General features: G+C 55.8%; 16 protein-coding genes. 14 read left to right on the top strand and 2 right to left on the bottom strand.

Annotation, left to right across the window (positions count from 1 at the left end):
- Positions 1–301: 301 nt before the first annotated feature.
- On the top strand, positions 302–1,603 hold the full coding sequence (gene clpX, locus CCASEI_RS10980; protein ID WP_025388003.1) for an ATP-dependent Clp protease ATP-binding subunit ClpX: 1,302 nt from the start codon (positions 302–304) through the stop codon (positions 1,601–1,603).
- A gap of 83 nt (positions 1,604–1,686) precedes the next feature.
- Here the strand turns inward: clpX and CCASEI_RS10975 are convergent, their stop codons facing one another.
- A complete protein-coding gene (locus CCASEI_RS10975; protein WP_006821941.1) occupies positions 1,687–2,427 on the bottom strand; it encodes a TetR/AcrR family transcriptional regulator in 741 nt (246 codons plus the stop codon).
- Positions 2,428–2,755: 328 nt separating this feature from the next.
- On the opposite strand from CCASEI_RS10975, the gene CCASEI_RS10970 reads away from it, so the two are divergent.
- From CCASEI_RS10970 to ndk, 6 genes are all read left to right on the top strand, one after another.
- Positions 2,756–3,766 (top strand): malate dehydrogenase, encoded by a 1,011-nt coding sequence (locus CCASEI_RS10970; RefSeq protein ID WP_025388002.1) that lies wholly within the window; start codon positions 2,756–2,758, stop codon positions 3,764–3,766.
- 21 nt (positions 3,767–3,787) lie between these two features.
- Complete coding sequence (locus CCASEI_RS10965) at positions 3,788–6,523, top strand: valine--tRNA ligase (RefSeq protein WP_404825305.1); 2,736 nt, start codon at positions 3,788–3,790, stop codon at positions 6,521–6,523.
- Between the two features lie 493 nt (positions 6,524–7,016).
- The gene (folC, locus tag CCASEI_RS10960; protein WP_038575181.1) at positions 7,017–8,585 is read left to right on the top strand and encodes a bifunctional tetrahydrofolate synthase/dihydrofolate synthase; all 1,569 of its coding nucleotides are present in this window, start codon (positions 7,017–7,019) and stop codon (positions 8,583–8,585) included.
- Positions 8,582–9,025: a DUF4233 domain-containing protein gene (locus CCASEI_RS10955; protein ID WP_006821944.1), complete on the top strand. Its 444-nt coding sequence runs from the start codon at positions 8,582–8,584 to the stop codon at positions 9,023–9,025. Before folC ends, CCASEI_RS10955 begins: the two co-directional genes overlap by 4 nt.
- Before the next feature lie 3 nt (positions 9,026–9,028).
- On the top strand, positions 9,029–9,355 hold the full coding sequence (locus CCASEI_RS10950) for a hypothetical protein (protein ID WP_025387999.1): 327 nt from the start codon (positions 9,029–9,031) through the stop codon (positions 9,353–9,355).
- Between the two features lie 48 nt (positions 9,356–9,403).
- A complete protein-coding gene (gene ndk, locus CCASEI_RS10945; RefSeq protein ID WP_006821946.1) occupies positions 9,404–9,814 on the top strand; it encodes a nucleoside-diphosphate kinase in 411 nt (136 codons plus the stop codon).
- A 120-nt stretch (positions 9,815–9,934) separates the two neighbouring features.
- On the opposite strand, the gene CCASEI_RS10940 is transcribed toward ndk, so the two are convergent.
- Positions 9,935–10,765: a hypothetical protein gene (locus CCASEI_RS10940; protein ID WP_025387998.1), complete on the bottom strand. Its 831-nt coding sequence runs from the start codon at positions 10,763–10,765 to the stop codon at positions 9,935–9,937.
- A 284-nt stretch (positions 10,766–11,049) separates the two neighbouring features.
- On the opposite strand from CCASEI_RS10940, the gene CCASEI_RS10935 reads away from it, so the two are divergent.
- From CCASEI_RS10935 to CCASEI_RS10905, 7 genes are all read left to right on the top strand, one after another.
- The gene (locus CCASEI_RS10935) at positions 11,050–15,234 is read left to right on the top strand and encodes a translation initiation factor IF-2 N-terminal domain-containing protein (RefSeq protein WP_025387997.1); all 4,185 of its coding nucleotides are present in this window, start codon (positions 11,050–11,052) and stop codon (positions 15,232–15,234) included.
- Positions 15,235–15,589: 355 nt separating this feature from the next.
- Positions 15,590–15,895 (top strand): 50S ribosomal protein L21, encoded by a 306-nt coding sequence (gene rplU, locus CCASEI_RS10930; RefSeq protein WP_006821949.1) that lies wholly within the window; start codon positions 15,590–15,592, stop codon positions 15,893–15,895.
- A gap of 36 nt (positions 15,896–15,931) precedes the next feature.
- Positions 15,932–16,210: a 50S ribosomal protein L27 gene (gene rpmA, locus CCASEI_RS10925; RefSeq protein ID WP_006821950.1), complete on the top strand. Its 279-nt coding sequence runs from the start codon at positions 15,932–15,934 to the stop codon at positions 16,208–16,210.
- A gap of 129 nt (positions 16,211–16,339) precedes the next feature.
- Positions 16,340–17,869 carry a GTPase ObgE gene (obgE, locus tag CCASEI_RS10920; protein WP_025387996.1) on the top strand — a complete coding sequence of 510 codons (1,530 nt, stop codon included), beginning with the start codon at positions 16,340–16,342 and terminating at the stop codon, positions 17,867–17,869.
- A gap of 9 nt (positions 17,870–17,878) precedes the next feature.
- Positions 17,879–19,036 (top strand): glutamate 5-kinase, encoded by a 1,158-nt coding sequence (proB, locus tag CCASEI_RS10915; protein WP_006821952.1) that lies wholly within the window; start codon positions 17,879–17,881, stop codon positions 19,034–19,036.
- 40 nt (positions 19,037–19,076) lie between these two features.
- Positions 19,077–20,027 (top strand): D-isomer specific 2-hydroxyacid dehydrogenase family protein, encoded by a 951-nt coding sequence (locus CCASEI_RS10910; protein WP_006821953.1) that lies wholly within the window; start codon positions 19,077–19,079, stop codon positions 20,025–20,027.
- Between the two features lie 3 nt (positions 20,028–20,030).
- The gene (locus CCASEI_RS10905) at positions 20,031–20,957 is read left to right on the top strand and encodes a D-isomer specific 2-hydroxyacid dehydrogenase family protein (protein WP_025387995.1); all 927 of its coding nucleotides are present in this window, start codon (positions 20,031–20,033) and stop codon (positions 20,955–20,957) included.
- The last annotated feature ends 177 nt before the right edge of the window (positions 20,958–21,134 follow it).

Below are 21,134 nucleotides of genomic sequence, written 5' to 3'. Positions count from 1 at the left end.
CTTGCGCTAGGCGCCGATTGGCATAACGACCGGTCTCTTCCTCGAATGTGGGGGAGGAGGCCGGTCGTTGCAGTTTTCAAGGTCGACGAAGATGGCGTTTGTAATGCGGGAAGTTCACAGCGGTGCGGATGGAATGCGCCGGATGGATGTCGCGTTGGTAAGGATCGGGCTGCATTTACTAAGGTGGAGTAAATACGGTGCGGCGGGGAGAAGTTGACGCCGCACAAGTAGAGGCTGTGGCTATAGGCTGCAGTGACAAGTAGACTTCAAGCTCTAATTTTCTTCAAGTAGAAAGATCTTCATGGCACGTATGCAAGAAAGCGCTGACCTGCTTAAGTGTTCCTTCTGTGGCAAGAGCCAGAAGCAAGTTAAGAAGCTGATCGCCGGTGGTGGAGTGTACATCTGTGATGAGTGCATTGAGCTCTGCAATGAAATCATTGAAGAAGAACTTGGTGCAGCACAGGCTGCCGCCGCTGAGAGCGAAGAAAAGAAGCTTCCTCGCCCTTCGGAAATCTCATCCTTCCTTGATAAATACGTCATCGGCCAGGATGCGGCAAAGCGTGTGCTGTCCGTTGCGGTGTACAACCACTACAAGCGCATCAAGGCTGAAGAAGCACAGGCCGCTGCAGCATCCTCGAGCCGTCGTGCGAAAGAAGACGATGATGTTGAGATCTCCAAGTCCAACATCTTGATGCTCGGCCCAACAGGTTCCGGCAAGACCTACCTTGCCCAGACCTTGGCGCGCATGCTGGATGTGCCTTTCGCTATTGCCGATGCCACCTCGTTGACGGAAGCCGGCTATGTCGGTGAAGACGTGGAAAACATTCTGCTCAAGTTATTGCAGGCAGCCGACTTTGACGTTGACCGCGCAAGCCGCGGCATCATCTACGTTGATGAGGTGGATAAGATTTCCCGCAAGTCGGATAATCCATCCATTACTCGTGACGTCTCCGGCGAAGGCGTGCAGCAGGCACTGCTGAAAATCCTCGAGGGCACGGTTGCCTCTATTCCACCGCAGGGTGGACGTAAGCACCCAAACCAAGAGTTCATTCAGCTAGATACCTCAAACATCCTGTTCATCGTCGCGGGTGCGTTCGCAGGACTGGAAAAGGTTATCGCTGAGCGCGTGGGTAAGAAGGGCGTAGGCTTTGGCTCCAAGCTTGATACCCAGGAAGAGCGCGAGCGCGTGGACATGTTTGAAAAGGTCCGCCCTGAAGACTTGGTCAAGTTCGGTCTCATCCCAGAGTTCATTGGCCGTCTGCCAGTTGTGGCAACAGTTGAAAACCTTGACCGTGAGTCCTTGGTCCAGGTGCTGACGGAACCGAAGAACTCTCTTGTCAAGCAGTACCAGCGCCTGTTTGAAATGGACGGCGCGCACCTTGATATCGAACCAGAAGCTTTGAGCGAAATCGCTGATTTAGCACTGGAACGCAAGACCGGCGCACGTGGTCTGCGCGCCATCCTGGAAGAGCTCCTGGTGCCAGTCATGTATGACTTGCCAGACCGCGAGGACATTGACACGGTTCGCGTCACCGCGCAGGCAGTACGTGGCGAAGCAGAGCCAGAGTACGTTTACACGGACTCTGAAGAAAAGGCGTCCTAGTTCTCCTCCTTCCAAGCAAAGATTAAGGCCCATCTGTGCACATAAAGTGCGGAGATGGGCCTTTTTGCTAGGAATTCGATTACTTAGGAGAAGATGTCATCCGTGCCACCATCGTCATAGATGCTGGCAGAAGAATCCGTCTTGGACTCAGACATATCTTCTTCAAGGTAGCTTTGGTGACCGCTGTCGGGGATATTGGACGTCAAAAAGGCCAATACCATGTCCACAATCAAGCGGTGTAAGCCGCGGACGTTGTCAGGCGATGACAAGTCAACGCTGAATAGGTTCTGCGTGATGTTTTGTGTGGTCACAGGCAACAAAGTCATGGAGGTAATGAGCAAATAAAGGTCATTCGCAGAAATACCCGGGCGGAATGCGCCGGAGTCTTGTCCCAGCATGAGCAGGCGGTTGAGGTGCAACATCACCCCGGATAGGTCCGCAATCGCAGGATGTTCAGCAGCATCAATGACGGGGTGAGAGTTTTCTTCCACAATCATGCGCAATGCGTCCTGGTTCTTCATGAACAGTTCAAACAGGCTGTCCACTAATTTGCGCATGCCTTCCACTGGAACGGCGGAGTCAATAACCAGCTGGTCAAAAGGAGGCTGCAACTTATCCAACGCGGCTTCAAGGCTCTGCAAGTACAGGCCTTTCTTGTCACCGAAGTGATAGTGGATCATGCGCTTGGACATGCCGGACTCGCGGGAGATGTTTTCAATTTTGGTGCCGTCGTATCCGTCGGCGGCGAACTGGGCAATGGCAATGCCAATGACTTCCTCAACAGTCACATTGGCCGGAGCGTCAACGTGGTCATTGGTGGTCATCCTGTGCAAATCTCCCTTTGCGTAGTTTCGGCATAAAAATAGAGCGTGCGCGTGACTATCCCTCGCGAACCGAATCAAATCCAAAAATGGAAACATTAATGATACGTACTTCCCTCCATCGTGCACTAAACAACACTCGGGTGTTGCCTGTGCTTAGCAACGGCGTTAGTTTTCGGCCAAAAACGCAGGAGAAATGGGGGTAGCGGCACAGTCAAATGTGAGTTTGTCAACCGATTTGGGGGGTGGGGCAAAGCTTAAGATTTTGGTCTAGGCTGGGGGTGAATAGTGAAGTTTCTTTGCATAGCATGGCCTTGAAAGGTGTATTCGCATGTCCACTCCTGAAAATCTTCTCAATTCAGCCGAGCCAGTCAAGATTGCAGTCACTGGTGCTGCAGGAAACATTGCGTATTCCTTGCTGTGGCGCATTGCGGCAGGGGAGGTGTATGGCCCGAATCAGCCTGTGCAGTTGAACTTGCTGGAGATTGAGCAGGCTGAGCAGGCTGCACGGGGTGTGGCGATGGAGTTGCTGGATTCGGCTTTCCCATTGGTGACCGATATTAAGGTCACGTCTGAGCCGCGTGAGGCTTTTGAGGATGTATCGGCGGCCTTCTTGGTTGGCGCGCAGCCGCGCAAGAAGGGTATGGAGCGCGCTGATTTGCTCACCGCCAATGGCGCGATTTTCACGGAGCAGGGAGCTGCGCTTAATGACGTCGCACGCAGGACCGTTCGTGTGCTGGTGGTGGGAAATCCAGCGAACACCAATGCGTTGATTGCTTCCTCCAACGCGCCGGATTTGGCGCCACAGCAGTTCAATGCGCTCATGCGCTTGGACCATAACCGCACAGTATCGCAGCTTTCCGCCAAGTTGGGCATTCCAGTCGCTGACTTCGCGCAGATCGCTGTGTGGGGCAATCACTCGGCGTCGCAGTTCCCAGATATCAGCTATGCCACGGCGCAGGGTAAAAACGTCGCAGAGCTTGTCGATGCCACGTGGGTGCAAGATTATTTGATTCCGACCGTGGCCAAGCGCGGTGCAGAGATCATTGAGGTACGCGGAAGCTCTTCGGCGGCATCGGCAGCCTCTGCGTCGATTGACCACATGCGCGACTGGATTCATGGCATTGAAGACCCGGCCGCGTGGCGCACCGCGGGCATCTATTCCGATGGTTCCTACGGTATTGAAGAAGGACTCTTCGTGGGATTGCCAACCCGAGCTGTTGGTGGCGCGTGGGAAGTTGTCACGGGACTGGATGTGACCGATGCCCAGCAAGAGCGCATTCAGGCCTCGGTAGATGAGCTGAAAGCAGAGCGCGACATGGTGGCTGACCTGCTGAAGTAACTGGGGTAGCTGCCGTGTAGAATCGTCTGCGTGACTAAGGAAAATAAGACTATTGGTACCAATCGCGCAGACGCTCTTCCTAAGTCCTGGGATCCCCAGGCAGTAGAGACCGAACTGTATGAAGGCTGGGTTGAAAAGGGCTACTTCAAGCCTGATGAAGACCCGAACAAAGAGCCTTTTTCTATTGTGCTGCCACCGCCTAATGTGACAGGTCAGCTGCACATGGGCCACGCGTTGGACCATACGCTTATGGACTCGATTATTCGCCGCAAGCGCATGCAGGGCTACTCGGCGTTGTGGTTGCCGGGCTATGACCACGCGGGTATCGCGACTCAGACCAAGGTTGAGGCGCGCCTGAAGGAGACCGAAGGAAAGTCCCGCTGGGATTATGACCGCGAAGAGTTTATTGACAAGGTCTGGGAGTGGAAGGATGAGTTCGGTAAGACCATCACCTCCCAGATGAAGGCGATCGGTGACTCGGTTGACTGGTCCCGTGAGCGCTTTACTCTGGATGAAGGTTTGTCCCGCGCAGTCCAGACCATTTTTAAGCAGCTTTATGATGCTGGTTTGATCTACCAGGCCAACCGTCTTGTCAACTGGTCACCAGTTCTGGAAACCGCGGTTTCGGATATTGAGGTTGTGTACAAGGACGTGGAAGGCGAACTGGTTTCGCTGCGTTATGGCTCCCTCAATGATGATGAGCCGCACATGATTGTTGCCACCACCCGTGTGGAAACCATGCTCGGTGACGTTGCTATTGCTGTGCACCCAGAAGATGAGCGTTATGCGGATCTGATTGGCAACGAATTTGACCACCCATTCCGTGATGACCTGAAGTTAAAGGTCATCGCTGATGATTACGTGGATCCGGAATTCGGTACCGGTGCTGTGAAGATCACCCCGGCGCATGATCCGAATGACTACGCCATGGGCAACCGCCACAACCTGGATATGCCAACGGTCATGAACACCACCGGCCATATCGCTAACACTGGCACCCAGTTTGATGGAATGTCGCGCGAAGAAGCACGCGTGAAGGTCCGTGAGGCTTTGGCTGAGCAGGGTCGCATTGTTAAAGAAATCCGTCCTTATGTTCACTCCGTCGGCCACTCGGAGCGCTCCGGTGAGGCAATTGAGCCACGCCTGTCTCTACAGTGGTTCGTCGCTGTGGAAAAGCTAGCCAAGATGTCTGCGGAAGCAGTCCGCGCGGGCGATACCAACATCCACCCTGAGGCCCAGGAAGCTCGTTACTTCGAGTGGGTCGACAACATGCATGACTGGACTATTTCCCGTCAGCTGTGGTGGGGTCACCGCATCCCAATCTGGTACGGACCAGAAGACGCCGAGGGCAACCGCGACATCGTGTGCGTCGGACCAGATGAGACCGCGCCGGAAGGCTACGTTCAGGACCCTGACGTTTTGGACACCTGGTTCTCCTCCGCGCTGTGGCCATTTTCCACCTTGGGCTGGCCGGAGAAGACTCCAGACTTGGAGAAGTTCTACCCAACCAACGTGCTGGTCACCGGCTATGACATCATCTTCTTCTGGGTTGCCCGCATGATGATGTTCGGCACCTTTGCATCCACCCAGACCCCAGAGCTGTTGGGCACAGGTGAGAACGGTCGTCCGCAGATTCCATTCAAGGATTTGTACCTGCATGGCCTGGTGCGTGATGAGCAGGGCCGCAAGATGTCGAAGTCTTTGGGCAACGGCATTGACCCGATGGATTGGGTCCGTGACTACGGTGCGGACGCGCTGCGTTTCACCTTGGCGCGTGGCGCAAACCCAGGCACTGACTTGCCATTGGGCAGTGATGCCGCAGCATCGGCACGTAACTTTGCCACTAAGCTGTTCAACGCCACCAAATTCGCGTTGATGAACGGTGCGGGTATTGACGTGCTACCAAACCGCGATGAGCTAACCGATGCCGACCGATGGATCCTCGACCGCGCCGAGGATGTGCGCGTTCGCGTGGATGCTTATTTGGATGATTACCAGTTCGCGCGCGCTAATGAGCTGCTCTACCACTTCGCATGGGACGAGCTGTGTGACTGGTACTTGGAAATTGCCAAGACCCAGATTCCTCGTGACGGTGAGTCCGCAACCGGTCGCAACACCCAGATCGTTCTGGGCCGCGTCCTCGATGTAGTCCTGCGCATGCTGCACCCAACCATGCCATTTGTGACCGAGGTTCTATGGCAGGCGCTGACTAATGGTGAGCAGTCCGAGTCCATCATGATTGCGCCGTGGCCAACCGCGGCGGATACCAACGGCGGTGCAACCGCTGATGAGACCGCGCTGCGCCGCATTCAGGATTCGGAGAAGCTCATTACGGAGCTGCGTCGTTTCCGTGCCGACCAGGGTGTGAAGCCTTCGCAGAAGGTTCCGGGCCGTCTGGACTTCGCCGTGGTTGACCTGCAGAACCAGGAAGATTTGGTGCGCAACCTGGCTAATATCACCACCCCGGAGGATGACTTCACGGCATCTGCCACCGTTGAGGTGCGCCTCTCACAAGGCACCGTCGAGGTTTCCCTGGATACCTCCGACGCGATTGACGTTGAGGCAGAGCGCAAGCGCCTGGAAAAGGACTTGGCTAAGGCACAAAAGGAATTGCAGCAGACCGGCGGCAAGCTGGGCAATGAAGCTTTCCTGGCCAAGGCACCTGACCACGTTGTGGACAAGATCCGTGAGCGTCAAACCATCGCGCAGGAAGAAGTAGAGCGCATTGAAGCCCGCCTCGCGGGGCTTAAGAAGTAGGTTTCAATAAACCCGAAAAGGTGCCGGTGACCTCACAGAAGTCACCGGCACCTTCACGTACGGCGCAGGATCCGAAAGAGCGGCCTTCCGCTCATCGAAACACACATCCAACTGGTAGTTTCTCCGTGATCCCGTGGCTCTGTGTTTATCCAAGTCATAGCGGTTGCCCTGGCAGGCGGGTGCCGTCACGGAGCGGAAGGTCGTCGGCGCTGCAGGGGTAAGTCTTAGGGGGTAGCTTCTGGAATTGTCGCAGTCTCCACATCGTTGTGGACAGGATGGAGAACACGGTTTGGTGTTGTCAGTAAACTGAGCTCAGATAGGCTCGCTCGCTCGGCGGAATCGCATGGGCTACGCGCAGGATTAGAAAACTTCTCAATACTCATTTGGAGGCACTGAAATAGTGACTACCCCAGGGCACGGCAACACCGGTGACAACAATGTCGGTGGAGATAAGGGCGATAGCGTCGAGGGCCGCCAGCAAGCGGCGAAGGATATGCTCGATGATTTGATTGCGCAGTCCGGCGCTGAGTCGACCGGTGAAGAATATGAAATCGTTGACGCTCTGGCGGAAGGCACGGAGGACAGCCCCGTTGAAATCACAGAATCTGGGCTCAAGCTCAACCTGGGTTTCGGTGAGGAAGATGAGTACTCGGCGGCGGCGCCTGAGGAAGTCAGCGCGGATGAGCTAGCTGCGTTGGCCGTGGTTGAGGCGGAGCTGAATCTGCGCTGGCCAGAAACCAAGCTGGCGCCGTCGCTAGAGCGCATTGAGATGCTCATGGATCTGCTGGGCAATCCAGAGAACTCATTTGATGTCATTCAGGTATCAGGCACGAACGGTAAATCCTCAACTTCGCGCATGATTGACGGTTTGCTGCGTGGTTTCCACCGCCGCGTCGGTTTGGTCACCAGCCCGCATTTGCAGCGCGTGACAGAACGGATTGGCATTGATGGCAAGCCCATCCACCCGCGTGATTACGTGCGGATTTGGGAAGAAATCAAGCCCTATGTCGAGATGGTGGATAAGGCCTCCCAGGACAAGGGTGGACCGGCGATGAGCAAGTTTGAGGTGCTCATCGGCATTTCTTATGCAGCTTTCGCAGATGCGCCTGTCGATGTCGCGGTGGTTGAGGTCGGCATGGGCGGTACCTGGGATGCCACCAACGTGGTCAACGCGGATGTTGCTGTAGTCATGCCAATCGGCTTGGATCACACCGAATATTTGGGTGAGACCCTGACGGAGATCGCCGGGGAAAAAGCTGGCATCATCAAAAAGCGCCCCGAGTCCGATGATTTCGCAGAACCCAAAGAAAACATTGCGATCATCGCTGAGCAGGAAAAAGAAGCAATGGATGTCCTGCTTCAGCGCGCCGTGGAAGTTGATGCTGGCGTCGCGCGTTCGGGCAGCGAGTTTGCTGCCGTGGAATCACGCATCGCCGTCGGCGGGCAGCAGCTCAACATCCAGGGCTTGGGCGGAATATATGAGGATATTTTCATCCCGCTGCACGGTGAGCACCAGGCTAAGAACGCTGCGGTGGCACTAGCGGCCGTCGAAGCATTCTTCGGCGCATCTTCTGGTCACCCGCTGGATATCGCGAATGTGCGCAATAGCTTTGCGCATGTCATTAGCCCGGGCCGCCTAGAGCGCGTTCGCACCTCCCCAACCACCTTCATCGATGCCGCGCACAACCCGCACGGTGCTACCGCGCTGGGCAAGGCGTTGGATCGTGATTTTGATTTCGCTCGTCTCATCGGCGTGGTTGGCGTGCTGGGGGACAAGGACGCGCTGGGCATTTTGCAGGCGCTGGAGCCCTTCTTGTCAGAGATCGTCATTACCCAAAACACCTCCCCGCGTGCACTCGATGCCTATGAGTTGGCGGAGACCGCGCGCGATGTATTCGGTGAAGAACGCGTGTATGTTGCTGATGACTTGCCGGGCGCATACGCGCAGGCGGTGGAACTGGCTGAGGATGCTGAGATTCAATCCGGCTCGGGTATCGTCATTACTGGATCTGTAGTCACCGCTGGCGAAGCTCGTGCGATGTTTGGAAAGGAACCGGCATGACCAACAATCAGAACTCTTCGGAGAACATCAGCCCTCTTGGTTTAGGCAATGAGCCAACCAAGGACCCGCTCAAGGGCTTTAACGGCATGGTGTCTGCAACCTTGTTGCTGGAAGCCATCTCCATCTTCCTGGGCCTGCTCGTCGTGCTGAAGATTGACAGTGGTTCCTATTGGACCACCTTCAACTGGATGTTCATTACCATTCTGGGGCTTATCCACCTGGTCATGCTCGGTCTGGTGCGCAAGCCGTGGGCAATTACTGCGATTATGATTGTGCAGTTCGCGGGTGCTATCGGCGGAATCCTCGTTCACTGGTCGATTACGGCGATCATGATTTTGTACATCGCGGTATGGGGCTTTGGCCTTTACCTGCGCTCCATTTTGGTTGAGCGCATGAAGCGCGGTTACCTGACCACGCAGCACTTGGAAGCAAAGAAGTAAACCATGCGCTACGCCTATTCCATCGCCGCCGCGATCTTTTGCCTGGGTGCTTTGCTGGCAAATTTGCTGGATATGTCGCGCGTTATCGCGTTGATCTGTTTGGGCGTAGCAGCGGTATTTTTGATTCTGGCGCTGCGCACCAATCAGACCCCGCAGCCTGGCCGTGACCGGGATCTGTCACGCGATGACTTGTCGAATGATCAGATGGACAAGATTCGCAGTTTGCTTGCCGATGGCCAGTTTGGCACCGCCGTGAAACAAATCCAGCTGTGGTTTAAAAATGTCTCTTATGAAGAAGCAGAAGCATTCGTTAAACGCTTCGCTAAGTAAGCGCCCCCAAATCTGCGATGTGCTTGGTACTCGTCTACGATATTGAGCATGACTGAACGTACACTCATCCTTATTAAGCCAGACGGCGTTGCTAACGGCCACGTCGGTGAGATCATCGCACGTATTGAGAGCAAGGGCCTCAAGCTAGTTGAGCTGGACCTGCGTACCGCAGACCGCGCAACCGCTGAGAAGCACTACGAAGAGCACTCCGACAAGCCTTTCTTCGGCGAGCTGGTTGACTTCATCACCTCCGCTCCGCTGATCGCTGGCATTGTTGAGGGCGAGCGCGCTATCGACGCATGGCGTCAGCTGGCTGGTGGCACTGACCCAGTGTCCAAGGCAACCCCAGGCACCATCCGTGGTGACTTCGCTCTGACCGTTGGTGAGAACGTTGTTCACGGCTCCGACTCACCTGAGTCCGCAGAGCGTGAAATCGGAATTTGGTTCCCAAACAAGTAAGCACTCATTAAAGAGCTGGACCTAGCGTCCAACCCTGAATCAGTGAGAGCCCAGGCAGAGTTCATCTGCCTGGGCTCTCACTCTTACTATCACGGCATCGTTAGCCACGCGAAGCAGGGACTAACGATGCCCCAGCTGGGCAATGTTGCGGATGCCATCCGGGGTGATGGTGACCTGCCAGTGCTTTGCTTTTTGGTACAGGCCTTGGCCGGAAATTTTGACCACACCACTAGATTGCAGTTCATTAACGCGGGCTTGCAGCGCAGGGATTTCTTCGTTGTCCCAGTCCATGAGTTTGCCAAGTGAGGCAACGGATAATTCGTTGCCGTCCACGGCGCCTGCGGTGACAAGAGCGCCGAGTATGTCCCCGTTTTCTTCCACGGCTTCCATGCGGGATTCGCTGACGCCGTCCAGGCTTTGTTTCTCGGTGATCTTTTTGATGCGGCGCTTGCCGATACGGAATGCTTGGTTCCACATGCCCCAGGCGCCAAATGAGATGCCAGCTCCGAACAACAGCCCGCCGAAGACCCCGCTGATGAGCGGCGGAGTTTCTAGCGCTTCAAATCCTAAAAAGTCTAAGGGAATGGCGACGAGCCAGCCCAGCGCGGGTAGAAACGGCGCCCACATTTGTATAGCAGTATAGTCACCGGATTTGTATTCGGCTTGACCAGCTTGGACTGATTTAGGAGGCCTGCGTAGCAGCTTGACGCCGGAGACTACGGCGATACCTAGTAGCGGAATGGCAAGAAGGCCCATTGCGAGCTCACCAGTCTGTGCCAATGCAAGTGCGAAACCGGCTGGCATGCCAGTCCACAGGGTTTGGCGGAGGTCGAGCTCATTGATGCTGCGATAATGTTGAATCTGTTTATTCAGGGGAGCTGTTCGCGCAAGTTGCGTGGAAGGCCTGTGCGCAATTTCTTGGCTGGGTTCCCCGCCCGAGATCTCTTCCATAGCGGCCAGCATAGTGGTTCACGCGCAATACTTCATCCCTTTTTATGCATGGCAATCTCGCACACCCGGCATATATGGAACAATGGAAGCCATAATTTCATACAGTTGACGAGAATTTTCATATTCACAAGGTTGCTACTCCTTGTGTGGCGGCAGCGTTTACCCAGCAATTTCCCAATCGGCGATCGCCGGTTATTTAAGAATCAAGTGGGGGATTGCTTAAGAAGACACACGCCTGCGCCCGAGGTAAGCACCGTACATGACCTACGACAGGAGCGTGGCCTATGGCTACAGCAGACGAACAATTGAAAGAACAACTATCGGGTGCCGCAGCACTTGCTGCGCAGATTGATAAAGAAAAACTGGGGGACAAGGTCCGCGTGTACTCGCTGGCCAAGCAGCTTGGGATTTCCTCTAAGCTGTTGATTGAACAGCTACACCTCCAGGGCATCTCCAAAAGGGCGCAGTCCGCGCTTTCCGCAGAAGAAGTGGGCAAGGTATTTGATTCCTTGCCTGGCAAGGAAAGTGCTCCAGCTTCTGCAGAAGCAGAATCAGCGGCAGCGGCAGAGGCAGAGGCAGAGGCAGAGGCACCAGCTCCGAAGGCCCGCAAGGCTGCGAAGAAGGCTTCGAAAGTAACCAAGAAGACTGCTACGAAGGCCACAAAGTCGACTCAGAAGAAGACGACCCGCAAGAGCGCGGCGAAGTCTGAAGCACCTGTAGAAGTTAAAGATGATGCCGCAGCCCCAGCCGTTGAAGAGACCTCGGCTGATGCCCCTCAAGCTGAAGAAGCTCCACAGAAGAAGACCCGCAAGCGTGCGGTAAAGAAGAACACCCGTAAGCAGACCAAGAAGGCTGCTGAATCAACACCGATTGAAACTGCACCTGCCGCAGAAGAAACTCCTGTAGATGACGCTGCTGTACAGGCAGCGGTAGAGGCGGAAGCTCAGGCAGCTGTGGCAGAAGCAGCAGCTGCACCTGTTGCTGAGGAAACCCTACAGACCGAAACACGTAAGCGCAGCAAAACACGTCGTGTGGTTAAGCGTTCCGCCGGCACTCCTGAAGCTCCTGCGACGGAGAGCCCAGTTGCAGAGACAACCGCTGCCGACAATGAATCAGAGGCTGAATCCGGCGATGACAGCGATAAGCTGCGCTACCGCGTTCAGAAGAACGTAGAAAATGAGATTCTGCAGATTGAAGGCAAGGTCGAATCTGAGCTGGCTGCAGTAGCTTTGGAAGCCTTGGCGGAAAAGAACCACGACGGCGATGACTCGGAAGACTCCGATGAGCATGACATCCAAATTGATGACTCATTCGTTGAGTCGCTGCTGACTCCACCTGCGCCAAAGAAGACCGAAGAAGACGACGTTCTGGCGGCTTATGCACCGATCTTTATGCCGCCGCAGCCGGCATCGGCAAGCAATGCGGCAGTAAAGGATGCATCCTCCGACGGTGACTCTGCGGACTCCCACGACGATAATGCTGCCGATGGCTCCTCTGTCCGCCGTCGCCGGGGACACCGCGGAACCTCCCGCGGCCGCGGCAAGGACACAACCACCTCCGCCAACGCTGCAAATCCGGAGAAGCCGGAAGTAGAAATCATTGACGAGCCACGCGGAATCAAGGGCTCAACCCGCATTGAATCCCAGCGGCGTCGCCGCGCCGAAATGCGGTCCAAAGACCGCGAGAACCGCCACGTTGTCACCCAAGCCGAATTCTTGGCGCGCCGGGAAGCAGTTGAGCGCACCATGGTCGTGCGCGAACGCGAACGCCACGACGGACCTGACACCATTACCCAGGTCGGTGTGCTGGAAGACGGCATGCTGGTCGAGCACTTCGTCACCGACGAAACCAATACCTCGTCCATCGGCAACATCTACCTTGGCCGCGTGCAAAACGTCCTCCCGTCTATGGAAGCTGCCTTCATTGACATCGGAACTGGCCGCAACGGCGTGCTTTATGCCGGTGAAGTGAACTGGCGTCAAGCAGGACTGGGCGGGCGCTCCCGCAAGATTGAACAAGCCATGAAGTCCGGCGACCAGGTCCTGGTGCAGGTTGCCAAAGACCCAGTCGGGCACAAGGGGCCAAGACTGACCACGCAGATTTCCTTGCCAGGACGCTTCTTGGTCTACGTTCCTGGTGGCCGCAACGCGGGTATTTCCCGCAAGCTTCCTGCTCCTGAGCGCAAGCGCCTGAAGGAAATCCTGGAAAAGGTGGTACCAGATCAGGGTGGTGCCATCATCCGCACCGCGGCGGAAAACGTCGCGGAAGAAGCCATCGCGGCAGATGTTAACCGTTTGCATGACCGATGGAATGACATCCAGGAATCTGCGAAGAAGGAAAAGTCCTCCAAGGGCTCTGACCCAGTGGCCCTGTATGAAGAGCCGCAGATGCTGGTCAAGGTTGTCCGCGACCTGTTCAATGAGGACTTTGACCGCCTGGTTGTTGATGGTGAGCGCCCTTTTGAGGTTGTCAGCTCCTACGTCAACCGTCTGGCACCAGAACTTGCTGATCGCGTATTCAAATATGACCGCTCCGAAAATGGCGGCGTCGATGCCTTCGAGACCTACCGCATTGATGAGCAGCTGCAGAAGGCACTTTCACGCAAGGTCTGGTTGCCATCGGGCGGCACCTTGGTCATTGACCGCACTGAAGCCATGACCGTGGTTGACGTCAACACCGGTAAGTTCACCGGTACTGGCGGCAACTTGGAAGAAACCGTGACGAAAAACAACTTGGAAGCAGCCGAGGAAGTTGTGCGTCAGATGCGCCTGCGTGACCTTGGCGGCATGATTGTTGTGGACTTCATTGATATGGTTCTGCCTGAAAACCAGGAGTTGGTCCTGCGTCGGTTGAAGGAAGCTTTGGGCCGTGACCGCACCCGCCACCAGGTCTCTGAGGTGACTTCCCTGGGTCTGGTTCAGATGACCCGTAAGCGCCTGGGCTCCGGGCTGCTGGAGACCTTTTCCACCGAGTGTGAGGCATGTCAGGGTCGTGGCCTTATCCTGCACGAGGATCCAGTGGAGGAAGGCCCATTTGAGGCGCAACCTCACGATCATCGCAATGACCACCGTGGCGATAGCCGCGATAACCGTGGTGACCAGCGTCGTGGGCACAAGAACGCTCGCGATAACGCACGTGATAACAACCAGCACGACAAGCATGACAACGAGCCAGATGATCAGCACGATCAAGGCGATTCGCACGATGAGCATGAGGACAGCAATGCTCATAGTTCTGAGCGCGGCAGCCGTCGTGGGCAGTCTCGCCGCAGCGCCACCAAGCGTGCTGGGCGGCGTGGACCATCTACGCGCAACGAGCCACGCCGTAATGACTCACGCCGTAGTGGTTCCAGCAACGATGATTCCAGCCTGGAAGATTTGATTGCTGGCATCGTGGTGGATTCCTCTAACGTCAAGAATGAGGATAGCCGTGATGACCACCGCGATGCTCAACGTCGTGCGCAGCGCCGTTCCCAGCGCGGCTCGCAACGAGATGCGCAGCGGGATTCCAAGCAAGAGACTCAGCATGAAGATTCAGGAAGTGGCGTGAGAGGTGTCAGCGACATCGAGTCCATTGCATTCGCGGCTTCCGACCGTGCTGAGGCACTCGATGAAGTAGGGGAGTTCTCTTCTTACGTCTCTGAGGACAAGGATTCTTCTGCAGACCTTTCTGTAAAGCAGGGCGGCAAGTCCTATGACGAAGCAGTAAAGGAATTTGAGGCATCACCTCGCCGCAAGCGCAAGACGCGCGGTAACTCCCGCAGTGACCATGCGCCGCGCCCGCAGGACTTCGATGATGCAGTGGCAATAAGCAAGTCATCCACTGACTCGGATTCGGACGGCGATGCTCGTTCGGCGAAGGGGTCACAAGATGATGCTCCAGCCAAGGAAATCAAGCGTGATTCGAAGCGCCGTCGTGTTCGTGCCACCAACCGGAGGCAGGACACTGAACAGCGTCCTGTGAACGTGGGCAACGGTGCTACCGAAGACAGCAGCACCACTGAGCGTGGGGCAGCGAAGAGCGCTTCTGGGCAGCGCGAGGATTCGGCGCGCAGCGAGGCAAAGCGTGCGCAGGTCCAGGCGGTTACTCGTGGACGCCGTCGCGCGGTGCGCCGAGTCTCGCAGCCGCGAAACCCAAACCAAGGTGCAGCGGCTGAGAAGAATGCACAGGCTGAGTCCCGTGAGGCTGCCAACAGCGGTGTGGAAACTCAACGCAAGCGCACAGAAAGTGATGTGGAGGTAACCACGGTGCGACGTGGCCGCAAGCGTGCTGTTCGTCGTGTGAATCCGCGTGCAGAAAGCCAGCAGGAAACGAAGCAGAGTGGATCTGGTGCTTCGGAGAAGAAGGCTGCACAGCGTGAGCTACAGAAGAATGAGCAGGTGAGTGGACAGTCGAGTGAGCAGTCGACAGCGCAGAAGAGCTCCGGTGGTCGTACCCGCCGTCGCGTTGCACGGCGCGGGAGCAAGTAAGCACGCCACAAAGTTCTTAGGCGGGGGGAGTGTGCAGCCAGCAGCGGTTTTAGAATCTGTGGGAGCTGGCTGTACTCTTATCCCTAGGCAAGCCGTACTCATTGTGTCTTCATAGTGAGTATTGGCTGCGCAACAGTCAGAGTGAATCAAAGGCGTGTCGATGACGCGGTTTGTATTTTTGGCCTCACTCGGGGTACTCTTTGACAGTTGCTGTTTAGGCGAAGAACTTGCTGCCCCATCGGGACAGTGCACCGCTTAAACGCTGTTTGAAGTAATTGTCCATTCAGGGACTTGCCTTTTTTAACTAACACCCGGGCAGGTTCTTGAGCCGAGTTTAGATAAGGGGTAACCCTCTATGTACGCGATCGTCAAGACCGGCGGAAAGCAGTACAAGGTTGCCGAAGGTGACCTCGTCAAGATCGAGAAGATCGAGGGTGAGCCGGGTTCGTCCGTAGCTCTTACCCCGGTTCTGCTCGTAGATGGCGCAGATGTTAAGTCCAAGGCTGATGACCTGTCCAAGGTTTCTGTTGCGGCTGAAATCGTTGAGCACGCACGTGGCCCAAAGATTGACATCCTGAAGTACAAGAACAAGACTCGCTACAAGAAGCGCATGGGCCACCGCCAGCCGCTTACCGTAGTCAAGATTACCGGTATTAAGTAAACAACCACCGAACACCTTTAGAAGGAGGGAAACCACATGGCACACAAGAAGGGTGCATCCAGCACTTCCAACGGTCGCGACTCTGAGGCAAAGCGTCTCGGTGTCAAGCGTTTCGGTGGTCAGCAGGTTAAGGCCGGCGAGATCATCGTTCGTCAGCGCGGCACCAAGTTCCACCCAGGTGAGAACGTTGGCCGTGGCGGCGACGACACTTTGTTCGCTCTCGAGTCAGGTGCAGTTGAGTTCGCTATCAAGCGCAACCGTCGCACCGTGAACATCGTTCCAGCCACCGAGCAGGTTGCAGAAGCAACTGCATAAGTGCAAGCGCTATTTTAAGCGCGACTAAAGAGTCTGGCTCCCTGGTGGGGTCAGGCTCTTTTCCTTTTGATGCTTGTTTACAGGTAAACTGGCAAGCCACTAACTATATTTTCTCGAGGAGTTATCGAGTTGGCACGATTTATTGACCGCGTTGTACTGCACCTGCAAGCCGGCGACGGCGGGCACGGCTGTGTCTCCGTACACCGTGAAAAGTTCAAGCCGCTCGGTGGTCCCGATGGCGGCAATGGTGGACACGGCGGAGACATTGTTTTGGAAGTCTCCCCGCAAATCCACACCCTGATGGATTTCCACTACCGTCCGCACATCAAGGCTGGCCGCGGCGCTAACGGCGCTGGTGACCACCGCAACGGTGCGCGTGGTGAGGACTTGATCCTGCAGGTCCCAGCAGGCACCGTGGTGCATAACTCCAAGGGTGAGACCCTCGCCGATCTGACCATCCCCGGCACGCGTTTCATCGCGGCCGAGGGTGGTTTCGGCGGTCTGGGCAACGCAGCCCTGGCTTCGGCACGGCGCAAGGCCCCAGGTTTTGCGCTGCAGGGCGAGCCTGGTCAACAGCATGACCTCGTTCTGGAACTGAAGTCCATGGCTGATGTGGGCCTGGTTGGTTTTCCATCGGCAGGAAAGTCTTCCTTGATTTCCGTGCTCTCAGCAGCAAAGCCAAAAATCGGAGACTACCCATTTACCACCTTGCAGCCAAACCTCGGCGTGGTGGACATGGGTGATGCCTCCTTTACCATCGCCGACGTGCCTGGTCTGATTCCAGGTGCGGCCGACGGCAAGGGCTTGGGCCTAGACTTCCTGCGCCACATTGAGCGCACCGCCGTGTTGGCACATGTGGTGGATACCGCGTCGATTGAACCGGGCCGCGACCCACAATCAGATATTGAGGCGTTGGAAAAGGAACTGGCGAACTATCAGTCCGCGCTCGATGAAGATACTGGTCTGGGTGACTTGCGCGACCGTCAACGCATCATCATTTTGAACAAGGCTGATGTGCCCGAAGCAGAAGAACTCGCAGAGTTCGTCAAGGAAGACCTGGAAGAGCAGTTCGGCTGGCCAGTCTTTATTATTTCCGCAGTAGCACGCAAGGGCCTGGAGCCATTGAAGTACAAGCTGCTGGAAATGGTGACCAATCACCGTAAGACCCAACCGCGCGTGAAGGTGGATAAGGAACACACCATTATCCGTCCAAAGGCAGTGACGAAGAAGACCTCTGGGCGGTTTGCGGACTTTACTGTTAAGCCAGACCCTGAGGTCGAAGGCGGTTTCATCGTTGAGGGCGAGAAGATTGAGCGCTGGATTACCCAGACCGACTTTGAAAATGATGAGGCAGTTGGTTACCTCTCTGACCGTCTAGCTAAGGCTGGCGTGGAAGATGCGTTGCGCAAGCAGGGCGCCGTGGAAGGCTGCCCAGTTTCCATTGGCTACATCACATTTGAGTGGGAGCCAATGACTGCAGGCGACCCAACTTTGGCGGGTCGTGGACAAGACGCGCGATTGTTGGGAACATCACGTGCCTCTGCTTCAGAGCGTAAGCGCGCTTCCCAAGCACGTCGTGGCCTTATTGATGAGTTTGATTTCGGTCAAGATGAAGAAATTACCCGCGAATCCGCGAATAAGGACCGCTGGCAGGGTTAAAATCATGGCATGAGTTCTTCGACAACTTCCGAGTCCCTGTCAGACCTGTTGCCAGAAGCTACCTTGCGTGCGCAAATCAATGCCGCGAACCGAATAGTTGTAAAAATCGGTTCTTCCTCGCTGACCGAAGAAGATTTTTCGGTCGCGAGCGACAAGATTGACCGCATCGTCGATGCTGTAGTCAAACGCATGGAAAACACTGATGTCATCATTGTTTCCTCCGGCACAGTAGCTGCCGGCATGCGCCCGCTGGGCCTTAAGCAACGTCCGCGCGGCTTGGCCGATAAGCAGGCCACCGCATCCGTTGGTCAGATTCACCTGGCCAATGAGTGGTCCCGTTCCTTCGCACGCCATGGCCGTACCGTCGGCCAGGTTTTGCTGACTGCATCCGATGCAGGCCAGCGCGATAGGACACGTAACGCCAAGCGCACAATTGATAAGCTCCTGCACTGGGGCGTGGTGCCAATCGTCAATGAGAATGACACCGTGGCGACATCCGAAATGCGCTTCGGTGACAATGACCGCCTGTCCGCACTGGTTGCTCAGCTCACGGAGGCTGAGGCACTGTACCTGCTGTCCGACGTAGATGGTTTGTACGACAAGAACCCGGCAGAACATGATGCCAAGTTTGTATCTGAGGTGCGCACTGGGGAAGACCTGAAAGAGGTTGCAGCCGGTGACGGCGGCAAGGTTGGTACCGGTGGCATGGCCTCCAAAGTGCAGGCGGCACGCCTGGCAACCCGCGCAGGCATTCCAGTGCTGCTCACCTCCGCTGAGCGAATTGACCACGCACTCGGGGAGACCCGTGTGGGAACCGTGTTCCATACCCGCCCAGAGCGCAAGCTCAGTGCATGGAAGTTCTGGGCTCTGTACTCCGCTGATACCGGCGGCGTTCTGCGTATTGACGCGGGCGCGATGAAAGCCGTCACCGAGGAGCGTAACTCCTTGCTGTCAGTCGGTATTACTGAGGTAGACGGTGAGTTTACTTCCGGTGAGATCGTGGAAATCGTTGGTCCGGACGGTCAGATCATTGGCCGCGGTGAAGTAAGCGTTGACTCCACTGATTTACGCAAAATGGTGGGTAAGCAGACTTCTGAATTGCCAGAGCACCTGCAGCGTCCAGTGGTGCATGCGGACTATCTGTCTAACTTTGCATCTCGCGTCTAACTCGGCAATAAATAGCACGTCAGTGACGTAGTCTGTGTCCATGAAGTATTTTTTCGGGCCGAGCGAAAGCGCTTCTCGCCAGTGGACACATATGAAATCCGATATTGATGCTGCGGGGCATCAGCAGGTTGATTCCATTGAACAGGCGCAGGTGTACATCAACACCTCATCAAAGCCGTCGGAAGTCCCTGAGATGCCGGCGAATATTGAGTTCGTGCAGCATTGTTTCACCGGTGTGAATCAGATGATTGATGCCGGAATTATTACAGAAAGCTCTATCCCGTGGTGCAATGCTGCGGGAGCATTTGCCAAGCCTGTCGCGGAGTCCGCGTTGGGCTTGTTGCTATCCCAGGCACATCACCATAAGCGCTTTGCGCTGGAGGCAACTTGGGATGGTGCACGCGAGATCGATGAGTCTCAGGCATGGCTGTATTCGCCGAAGGGACACGCCCCGAAACGCGTCGCTATTTTTGGCGCGGGTGGCATTGGGCAGGAATTAATTTCAATGCTGAAGCCCTTCGGCGTGCACATCACGGCGGTCAATCGCTCAGGGCGGGCAGTAGATGGTGCGGATCAAACGCATTCGCTTACCGATGCCACGTCGGTCTGGTCCAAAGCCGACTTTATTGTATTGATTTTGCCGTTAACTGAAGAGACAAATGGCCTGGTTGATGCCGCTAAATTGAAGGCAATGAAGTCAACTGCCATCTTGGTCAATGTGGGTCGAGGCAAGCTGGTCAACACTGATGATTTGGTGGAGGCTCTACGCACCGGGGAGATTGCTGGCGCTGGTTTAGAGGTCATGGATCCGGAGCCGCTGCCGGATGGCCATCCGTTGTGGGAGTTGAAGAACTGCACCATGACTCCTCATATGGGGGCAAGCTGGCAGGTGGCAGATTTACATCTGGGCGAAATTTTCAATGCTAATGCGAGGGCATGGGAAGAGGGAAAACCGCTTCCTACTCACGTTGATCCGAAAGCAGGTTACTAAAAAATGAAGTATGCAATGGTTCCTACGAAGTGGGAAGAATCAGCTGCAGCGCTTGAGCAGGCAGGCCATAGCCTGGTTGAGATATCTGAAAATCCTGATTTCTTGTTCTTTAGCGGCAAGACGGAGGACTTCCCGGAGGAGCTACCGGAGTCGGTGAAGTTCATTCAGGTGCCGTTCGCAGGCGTGGATGGCATTCTGGATCTGATCGCCGATACTCATAAGAAGTATGGGGTGCGCTGGTCCAATGCGGCTGGTGTCTATGATTCCACGGTGGCGGAATCCACTATTGGTCTGCTGTTGGCGCAGCTGCACTCACACAAGCGCATGGCGCTGGCCAAGACTTGGTCTGTGCGTGATGAGGCCGAAGCAAACACCACATTCCTGTTTGAGGATAAGACTGTGGCGATTATCGGTGCCGGCGGAATTGGTAAGAAGCTCATTTCCATGTTGCAGGGTTTCGGCCCAAAGATTATTGCGGTTAACCGTTCCGGCAAGCCTGTCGATGGCGCCGATGAGGTATTCACCTTTGACCAGATCGATCAAGTTTGGCCCGCTGCGGACTACTTCGTGATGCTCGCGCCGTTGACCCCGGAGACCAACCACATGGTTAATGCTGATGCGCTGGAGAAGATGCCGAAGCATGCTGTTGTGGTCAACGTCGGACGCGGTCCACTGGTTGATACTGATGCGCTGACCGAGGCGCTCAAGAACGGCGTCATTACCGGAGCCGGCCTGGACGTCACCGACCCAGAACCCCTGCCAGATGGGCACCCACTGTGGGATGAGATCAACTGTGTCATCACCCCACACTTGGCCAATCCGCCGTACTCCGTGCGCGAGCGCATCGGTGCCCACACCGTCGAAGTCGCACGCGCCTTCGAAGCCGGCGATCAGTGGCCGACCGAAGTCGACCCAACTCTTGGCTACTAATTAGCTGCTTCCTCTAGCTCCTAGGAGTTATCAGGGCCCCAAAGATTGTGGCGTTCTGAAAATTCCTTGGAGTTTCTTTTTGCCTGGACCGCGGTAAATACCGCGGCGACAAGGCGGCGGCAATCCACGGCCAAATGTCATCCAAGTTCGGTGCGTGCCCTCGGGCAAAGGAGAAAG

This window comes from Corynebacterium casei LMG S-19264 (assembly GCF_000550785.1).
Lineage (GTDB): Bacteria > Actinomycetota > Actinomycetes > Mycobacteriales > Mycobacteriaceae > Corynebacterium > Corynebacterium casei.
Note: the sequence above shows the minus strand (reverse complement) of the source record. Positions and strands in the feature narration are given on the sequence as shown.

What these genes read in the sequence shown, in the direction of transcription:
- clpX (WP_025388003.1), top strand. Translation starts at nt 302, where the DNA reads ATGGCACGTATGCAAGAAAGCGCTGACCTGCTTAAGTGTTCCTTCTGT.
- CCASEI_RS10975 (WP_006821941.1), bottom strand. Translation starts at nt 2,427, where the DNA reads ATGACCACCAATGACCACGTTGACGCTCCGGCCAATGTGACTGTTGAG.
- CCASEI_RS10970 (WP_025388002.1), top strand. Translation starts at nt 2,756, where the DNA reads ATGTCCACTCCTGAAAATCTTCTCAATTCAGCCGAGCCAGTCAAGATT.
- folC (WP_038575181.1), top strand. Translation starts at nt 7,017, where the DNA reads ATGCTCGATGATTTGATTGCGCAGTCCGGCGCTGAGTCGACCGGTGAA.
- CCASEI_RS10955 (WP_006821944.1), top strand. Translation starts at nt 8,582, where the DNA reads ATGACCAACAATCAGAACTCTTCGGAGAACATCAGCCCTCTTGGTTTA.
- CCASEI_RS10950 (WP_025387999.1), top strand. Translation starts at nt 9,029, where the DNA reads ATGCGCTACGCCTATTCCATCGCCGCCGCGATCTTTTGCCTGGGTGCT.
- ndk (WP_006821946.1), top strand. Translation starts at nt 9,404, where the DNA reads ATGACTGAACGTACACTCATCCTTATTAAGCCAGACGGCGTTGCTAAC.
- CCASEI_RS10940 (WP_025387998.1), bottom strand. Translation starts at nt 10,765, where the DNA reads ATGGAAGAGATCTCGGGCGGGGAACCCAGCCAAGAAATTGCGCACAGG.
- CCASEI_RS10935 (WP_025387997.1), top strand. Translation starts at nt 11,050, where the DNA reads ATGGCTACAGCAGACGAACAATTGAAAGAACAACTATCGGGTGCCGCA.
- rplU (WP_006821949.1), top strand. Translation starts at nt 15,590, where the DNA reads ATGTACGCGATCGTCAAGACCGGCGGAAAGCAGTACAAGGTTGCCGAA.
- rpmA (WP_006821950.1), top strand. Translation starts at nt 15,932, where the DNA reads ATGGCACACAAGAAGGGTGCATCCAGCACTTCCAACGGTCGCGACTCT.
- proB (WP_006821952.1), top strand. Translation starts at nt 17,879, where the DNA reads ATGAGTTCTTCGACAACTTCCGAGTCCCTGTCAGACCTGTTGCCAGAA.
- CCASEI_RS10910 (WP_006821953.1), top strand. Translation starts at nt 19,077, where the DNA reads ATGAAGTATTTTTTCGGGCCGAGCGAAAGCGCTTCTCGCCAGTGGACA.
- CCASEI_RS10905 (WP_025387995.1), top strand. Translation starts at nt 20,031, where the DNA reads ATGAAGTATGCAATGGTTCCTACGAAGTGGGAAGAATCAGCTGCAGCG.